This is a genomic window from Cellvibrio sp. (assembly GCF_053579595.1).
This window is the reverse complement of sequence record NZ_JBRFPI010000352.1, coordinates 1-4739: the sequence shown is the minus strand read 5'-3', so window position 1 is coordinate 4739 and position 4739 is coordinate 1. Positions and strand designations below refer to the sequence as shown.

At 47.0% G+C, this 4739-nt stretch carries 6 protein-coding genes; 3 read left to right on the top strand and 3 right to left on the bottom strand.

Annotated elements, in window-relative coordinates; genetic code table 11:
- The coding region (locus ACWA6V_RS17440; protein WP_449523688.1) for a DbpA RNA binding domain-containing protein at nt 1-601 on the top strand (601 nt) is incomplete at its 5' end.
- Between the two features lie 263 nt (nt 602-864).
- Nucleotides 865-2178: a gluconate:H+ symporter gene (locus tag ACWA6V_RS17435; protein ID WP_449523687.1), complete on the top strand. Its 1314-nt coding sequence runs from the start codon at nt 865-867 to the stop codon at nt 2176-2178.
- Between the two features lie 78 nt (nt 2179-2256).
- Here the strand turns inward: ACWA6V_RS17435 and hslO are convergent, their stop codons facing one another.
- The 3 genes from hslO to yrfG are packed head-to-tail and all read right to left on the bottom strand — an operon-like array spanning nt 2257 to nt 4292.
- Complete coding sequence (gene hslO / locus ACWA6V_RS17430; RefSeq protein ID WP_449523686.1) at nt 2257-3162, bottom strand: Hsp33 family molecular chaperone HslO; 906 nt, start codon at nt 3160-3162, stop codon at nt 2257-2259.
- Nucleotides 3163-3200: 38 nt separating this feature from the next.
- The gene (locus tag ACWA6V_RS17425) at nt 3201-3632 is read right to left on the bottom strand and encodes an RNA-binding S4 domain-containing protein (RefSeq protein WP_449523685.1); all 432 of its coding nucleotides are present in this window, start codon (nt 3630-3632) and stop codon (nt 3201-3203) included.
- 3 nt (nt 3633-3635) lie between these two features.
- Complete coding sequence (gene yrfG / locus ACWA6V_RS17420; protein ID WP_449523684.1) at nt 3636-4292, bottom strand: GMP/IMP nucleotidase; 657 nt, start codon at nt 4290-4292, stop codon at nt 3636-3638.
- Between the two features lie 39 nt (nt 4293-4331).
- Between yrfG and nudE the strand changes: the two genes are divergently transcribed.
- On the top strand, nt 4332-4739 hold a 408-nt coding region (gene nudE / locus ACWA6V_RS17415), incomplete at its 3' end, for an ADP compounds hydrolase NudE (protein WP_449523683.1).

Here is a 4739-nt window from a genome sequence, read left to right as displayed (position 1 = left end):
GTTGGATTATTTGCGTGACCAGGGTGTGAATGCCTTGGCATTGCATGGCGACTTGGAGCAAAAAGAGCGCGACCAGGTATTAGTGCGTTTTTCCAATAGAAGTTGCTCGGTATTGATTGCCACCGATGTTGCTGCACGCGGCATTGATATCAAAGGATTGGATGCGGTAATCAATGTGGATTTGGCGCGCGACAGCGAAGTGCATGTGCATCGCATTGGCCGCACTGGCCGTGCTGGTGAATCTGGCTTGGCATTAAATTTAGTCGTGCAAAAAGAAGTGCATAAAATCAATCGTCTTGAAGATTATATGAATCAGTCGATTGCTCTGGAGCCTCTGCCACAAGCCGATAAAAAATCCCTCCCTTTCCCCACCATGGTGACCTTGCATATTGATGGTGGTAAAAAAGATAAATTACGTCCAGGTGATATTATCGGCGCCTTAACCAAGGATGCTGGTTTGCCATTTGAGAAAATTGGCAAAATCGACATGTTTGATTTTTCGGCTTATGTGGCGGTGGATCACAGCATCGCGCGCGCTGCATTAAAACAACTGTCGGATGGAAAATTAAAAGGCCGGAAATTTCGCGCAAGAAAGCTTTGATAAGCCCCGGAAGATTATATTGTGAAAAATTAAGTAAATTAATACGGGTGTTTTAATTCTTATGAATTAATTTCATCGTACCTTGCCAAGTGCGATGAAGATGGATTCCGGCACTCCTTCAGTGACCGTATGCTGCATGGATGCTGCATTCGAGCCTACAAGGACGTATTTACGGCGAGTCACTGAAGGAGTGCCGGAAGCCATCTGATTATCTAATCAGTAGGTATACAATAAAAAATAACGAATAAATACTAGGAAAAACCATGGCCATAGCTGCAGTCGTCATAGCAATCCTGATCTTGGTAGTGTTGATCACCGGATTAAAACTCAATCCCTTTCTCGCATTTCTGGTTTCCGCCATATCAGCCGCGATAATGCTGGGTATTCCACTCGATAAAATTCCTGCAACAATTGAAGCGGGAATTGGCGCTATGTTGGGTTCGTTGGCGATTATTTTATGCCTCGGTGCCATGTTCGGAAAACTTGTTGCGGAGTCGGGTGCGGCGCAACAAATCAGTCGCAGTTTAATGAATTGGTGCGGGCCAAAATATATTACCTGGGCGCTGATGCTCACCGGTTTTATCGTCGGTATACCGTTGTTTTACAATGTCGGATTTGTCTTGTTAGTACCGCTGGTATTTTCAGTGATGTACCAAACCAAATTGCCCGCAGTGTATTTAGGTATTCCGCTACTCGCTGCGCTCTCAGTGACCCACGGCTTTCTGCCGCCCCATCCATCACCTGTTGCATTGATTCCGCAATTTGGTGCGAGTATGGGTACCACATTGTTTTATGGAATCATGGTGGCCATTCCCACCATGATTGTCGCGGGCCCACTTTTTTCCTCCCGTTTGAAATCCATTCAAAGCACACCGCTTGCTACCTTCAAACCGACTGATTTGCCAGAGAGTGAATTACCCGGCGTCGCCAATAGTTTTATTACCGCATTGTTGCCGGTGTTGTTAATTGCACTGAGCAGTATTGCTGTTTATACCCTGCCCGCTGCGGTTGCAGAAACCCCGCTGATAAAACTTCTAAGTAACTCGATGATAGTGCTGATGATTGCACTTGCCATAGCGACAGTGACTTTGGGGCTAAAGCGCGGCATGAGCATTGGTAAAGTGATGAATGTGTATAGCGATGCAATTAAAGATATCGCCGTTATTTTATTGATTGTCGCTGGTGCCGGTGCCTTAAAACAAGTGATGGTTGTGAGCGGAGTGAGCGAGCAGCTAGCGCACTCGCTGGAAAATATTGCACTCAATCCTTTGATATTGGCCTGGTTGATTGCAACCGTTATCCGCATTGCTCTGGGTTCGGCCACTGTTGCGGGCCTAACTGCAGCCGGTATTGTTGCGCCGATTATTCCGCTGACAGGTGCTGACCCAAACCTGATGGTGTTGGCCATTGGTGCTGGTAGTTTAATGTGCTCCCATGTCAATGATTCAGGATTTTGGATGTATAAGGAATATTTTAATTTGAGTTTAAAAGATACCTTTAAATCCTGGTCGCTGATGGAAACGATTATTGGGGTGATGGGATTGATGGGTGTGTTGGTATTGGATATTTTTGTTTGAAGTTTGCCGCATTAAAATAAAGCGCCCGACCTGGAGGCAGATCGGGCGTTTTTCCAACCTACAGACACATGAATAAAATCAATGAAGTATATTGCCACCCAATAATTTGCGTACTTCATCTGCTGCAAAATGGTAATGCTGATTGCAGAACTGGCAGTCAATATCAATGCTACCTTTCTCGATTAATAATGATTCAACCTCTTCGTTGCCAATCGCCAGGAGCGCGTTAGCGCTGCGCTCGCGCGAGCAGCTGCAGGCAAAGCGCAAAGCCTTTGGCTCGTACAGGCGCAGCGGTTGCTCGTTGAATAGACGATAGAGCACTGTTGAATGCTCCAGCTCCAACAATTCATCCGCTTTAATAGTGTCAGCCAGGGTGATAATGGTTTCCCATTTATCCTGGTTGTCTTCCTCGTTAGTAATTAATTGGTGCGGTAACGCCTGAATTAAAAATCCGGTCGCAATATCGTTATTGGCAGCAAACCACAAGCGGGTGGAAAGCTGTTCGGATTGGTAAAAATAGTGCTCCAAACAACCCGCAAGATTTTCTGCATCCATAGGTACTATGCCTTGATGGCGTTCAAGTGTGCCGCCGAAATTTTCACTGCGTTGTGGCTCAATGGTGATGACCAGAATACCGTTGCCCAAGAGTTGTTGCAGGTTGGCGTGATTGGCTAATTCATCGCTAAGTTCTATATTAGGATTAACGCGCACTATGCCGCGCAAATCATTATGATGATTGCACTCAGCCATAATGGTACTGACGGGACCATCACCGCGCGCTTGCAGAATAATTTTCCCATCAAATTTCAAGGTGCTGGATAACAATCCAACTGCGGCTAAAAATTCACCGAGCAAACGACGAATAGCGGGCACTTGCGGATTGTGGCTTAATACTTCGCGATAGCTGTCACCCAAGGTGACTATTTCACCGCGGATATCGCAATCATCAAATAAAAAACGGTGCAGTAAATCATTGCTTGGCATAAATCTGTCTCATTAAAAAGCTGTTATCTCATTAACAATTAATTCTCGTCGCCCAGTAAATTAATGCGCTGGAAGCGATGAATATGGCGGCGGTCTTTTTTGCTGGGGCGCTGGTTGCTGATGATGTAACTGCCCAGGCCGGCCTTGCGTTCCGCCGCGCGTTTTTCGCGCTGGGTTTTACTCTCTTCGGTTTCTTCGTACAACAGTGCCGCTTCCGGTGCACCACGGCGCTGTGCCGATAAGGCTTTTACCACGACGATCTTTTCATCCAGATCCTGGCGGATAGTTAATACCAAACCCACTGTGACTTCTTTACTGGGTTTGATGCGCTGGCCATCGCAGTGAATCTTGCCGCCGTCGATCGCCTGTTTGGAGAGGCTGCGGGTTTTAAAAAAGCGCGCTGCCCACAACCATTTGTCGATGCGGATTTTATCGTCGTCATCGTCCTGTTCAGTTTTTTGCTTACTCATACATTAAATTACCGCTGGCATAATTTCATCAAAGTGATGGATGGCTGGGTACTGCTCCATGCGCCGTTCAATTTTGCTGTCAGGCTGGTGGATGCCCAACAAATGTTTGATGCCGAAAGTTTTGGCTGAATCGAGGATGCGCACAGTGTCATCAATAAATAATGTACGCGCGGGATCAAATTGTTCGCGTGCTTGCAATTCCTGCCAGAATTTTTGCGATTCTTTTGGCTCGTTAAATTCGTGCGATGAAATAATCACATCCAGCCATTGGTCAATTTGGGTCACTTGCATTTTGAGCGATAGGCTTTGCGGGTGTGCATTAGTTACTAGCAATACTTTTTTGCCACGCGCGCGCAACCGCTGCAAAAATTCGCCAACATGGGGGCGAATCTGGATTTTGTGTTTGACTTCGTCTTTTAAGCTGACGATATCAACATCCAATGCCTTGGACCAAAATTCCAGGCAGTACCACTGCAAGGTACCTTCGTACTGATGGATTTCGCCCTTTAATTTTTGATGGGCGGTAGCCAGATCGACATTATGGATTTGCGCGTAGCGCTGGGGCAGGTGATCCAACCAAAAATAATTATCGAAATGCAGATCCAACAAGGTACCATCCATATCCAGCATGACAGTATCTATTAAGTCCCAATTGATCATAAAATTGTCTCACCACATTCTGCGAACTGCACTCAACCTATGCCGACCAAGCCCAGTATTTTGAAGCGCGCGACCGTAGCGCGCAGCCGATTATTCCGTGCCGATGAAATTCACCTGCGATTTAGCAATGGTGAAGAGCGCACCTACGAGAAGCTCTGTTCAGGCGGGCCGGGGGCGGTGCTTATTGTACCCTTGCTCGATGAAAATACGGTGCTTTTGGTGCGCGAATATGCGGCCGGCATTGAGGATTACCACCTCGCGCTGCCTAAAGGTGCGATCGACCAGGGCGAAGCCCTGCTGGCGGCAGCTAATCGCGAACTGAAAGAAGAGGTGGGTTACGGTGCCCGCAAACTGCAATTCCTCAAGCGCATCAATCTCTCACCCGCCTATATGGAGCACGGTATTAATGTAGTCATCGCCTGGGATCTCTACCCCGAACGTCTGGAG